At 36.4% G+C, this 2,508-nt stretch carries 2 protein-coding genes; one reads left to right on the forward strand and one right to left on the reverse strand.

The genetic code is table 11. The annotated features are described in order from the left end of the window. Positions 1-155: 155 nt before the first annotated feature. A complete protein-coding gene (gene sixA, locus Q0L68_RS19565; RefSeq protein ID WP_296705927.1) occupies positions 156-623 on the reverse strand; it encodes a phosphohistidine phosphatase SixA in 468 nt (155 codons plus the stop codon). 154 nt (positions 624-777) lie between these two features. Here sixA and topA point away from each other — a divergent pair. Further along, positions 778-2,508: type I DNA topoisomerase (topA, locus tag Q0L68_RS19570; protein ID WP_296705928.1), on the forward strand; the 1,731-nt coding region annotated here is incomplete at its 3' end.

Here is a 2,508-nt window from a genome sequence, read left to right on the forward strand (position 1 = left end):
TCTAAAGCGACATAGAATTCGGTAAATTGAAAAGAAATCGATTCTTCGGTCTTCCGTCATCGGTCTTCGAGCCAGTAAAACAAAGAAATTAAGCATACTGGCATCATTGCGGATAATCGTATTAAAGAATTAAAAAAATATACTACTTCAGGTTTCTACTGGAAAATCTCTTTCAATATTCCTGAATCAAATCCTACCATTCTCCAATCATCAATTTCCAGTTCCAAATGAGCTAGCATTCCAGGCTGAAGATTGATATAACTTTCTCCTGAAAGGTTTGCTACTAAAAGGCTTAAAATGGGATTATGTCCAATGATTAAGCAAGAATTCACTTGAATCGGAATATTTTCCAACAAATGAATCAAATCTCCAAGATTTCCTCCATAAATCTCTTTTATAAAAATTTCTTCTTTTATGGTAATATAATCATGGATAATTGAGGCAGTTTCCATAGTTCTTCTCGCAGTAGAACAATACATCAAATCAACAGAAAGAGATCTACTTTTTAATCCTGACCCCATCCTATTTAACCTTTCAATCCCTTTTTGAGTCAATTGTCTCTGAAAATCTGTTCCTTCAGAAAATCCTGCTTCCCCATGCCTAAGTAAAAATAATTGCTTCATAGTGATTGGATTAAGTGACTTGATTACCCAAAATAATTATCAAAAATCCCTCCAATTAACAGGAATGAATTTTTATTTATTTGGATCGAAAAACAATGCCGTCTATTTTTAGCATTCCAAATCGGGCATAACAGCCCAAAAAAAATTGATTTTTATGTCGAAAAACCTTGTCATTGTCGAGTCCCCAGCAAAAGCTAAAACCATAGAAGGTTATTTAGGTAGTGATTATAAGGTTGTTTCCAGCTACGGGCATGTGAGAGATCTCCCAAAAGGAGATAAAGCAATTGATGTTAAAAACAGATTTGAACCTACTTATGAGGTTACAGCTGATAAAAAGGAAGTAATCAAAAATTTAAAAGCATTGGTTAAGGATTCTGAAATGGTATTCCTTGCCAGTGATGATGACCGTGAAGGAGAAGCTATTTCCTGGCATTTAAAAGAGGTATTGAAACTTAAAGAGGACCAATCCAAAAGAATTGTATTTAGAGAAATTACTAAAAATGCAATCACCAAAGCCATAGAAAACCCGAGAGGAATTGACATTGATTTGGTAAATGCCCAACAGGCAAGAAGGATCCTTGACAGATTGGTAGGCTTTGAGTTATCTCCTATTCTTTGGAAGAAAATTAAAACCGGACTTTCTGCAGGAAGGGTACAATCTGTAGCGGTTCGTCTGATCGTTGATCGTGAAAGAGAGATTGAGCATTTCAATTCTAAATCAAGCTTTAAGATTTCAGCAATCTTTGAAGTTGAAGGAAAGACCTTTAAAGCGGAACTACCGAAAAAATTCGAGACAAAAGAGGAAGCTGAGAAATTTCTCAAATCTTGTTTAAATGCTGAATTTTCAGTTGGAAATCTTGAAAAGAAACCAGGTAAAAAATCCCCGGCTGCCCCATTTACCACTTCAACTCTTCAGCAAGAGGCAAGTAGAAAACTTTATTTCTCTGTGGCGCAAACAATGTCTGTGGCACAAAAGCTTTATGAGGCCGGAAAAATTACTTACATGAGAACAGATAGTGTCAACCTTTCTGATGATGCTATGAATTCTGCGAAAAAGGCGATTCATGATTCTTACGGTGATCAATACCATAAATCCAGAAAATATGCCACTAAATCTGAAGGTGCTCAAGAGGCTCATGAAGCAATAAGACCTACAGATTTTTCGGTCAACCATATTAGTGGGGACAGAAATGAACAACGTCTTTATGACTTAATCTGGAAAAGAGCGATTGCATCCCAGATGTCTGATGCAGAACTTGAAAAAACTACCATTACCATTGATATTTCTAACTCTGAATTAAACCTTGTTGCCACAGGTGAAATCATCAAATTTGATGGATTCTTAAAAGTATATTTGGAAGATACCGATGATGAGCCGGAAGAGGACGATGATGCAAACAAATCCTTACTACCACCATTGACTATTGGACAAGGGCTAGCTTTACAGCAAATGAAAGGAAAGGAGACGTTTACAAGGCCTTCTCCTCGATATACAGAAGCCTCTTTGGTGAAAAAACTAGAAGAATTAGGAATAGGACGTCCATCTACCTATGCACCTACCATTTCAACAATTCAGAAAAGAGAATATGTAATCAAGGAATCCAGAGATGGTACTCCGAGGAAATACGTAGAAATGAATATTGCTTCAGGTAAATTCAATGATGAGGTGAAGACCGAAATTACTGGTGCAGAAAAACAGAAGCTTTTCCCTACTAATATCGCAATGGTAGTAAATGATTTCCTTGTAGAGCATTTCCCAAATGTGATTGATTTCAGTTTCACAGCTCGAGTTGAAAAGGAGTTTGATGATATAGCAACTGGAGGACAAGTGTGGCAGGATATGATTGATTCATTTTATGGCAACTTCCATAAGAGCGTTGAAGAG

Source organism: Algoriphagus sp. (assembly GCF_024642405.1).
Taxonomy (GTDB): Bacteria; Bacteroidota; Bacteroidia; order Cytophagales; family Cyclobacteriaceae; genus Algoriphagus.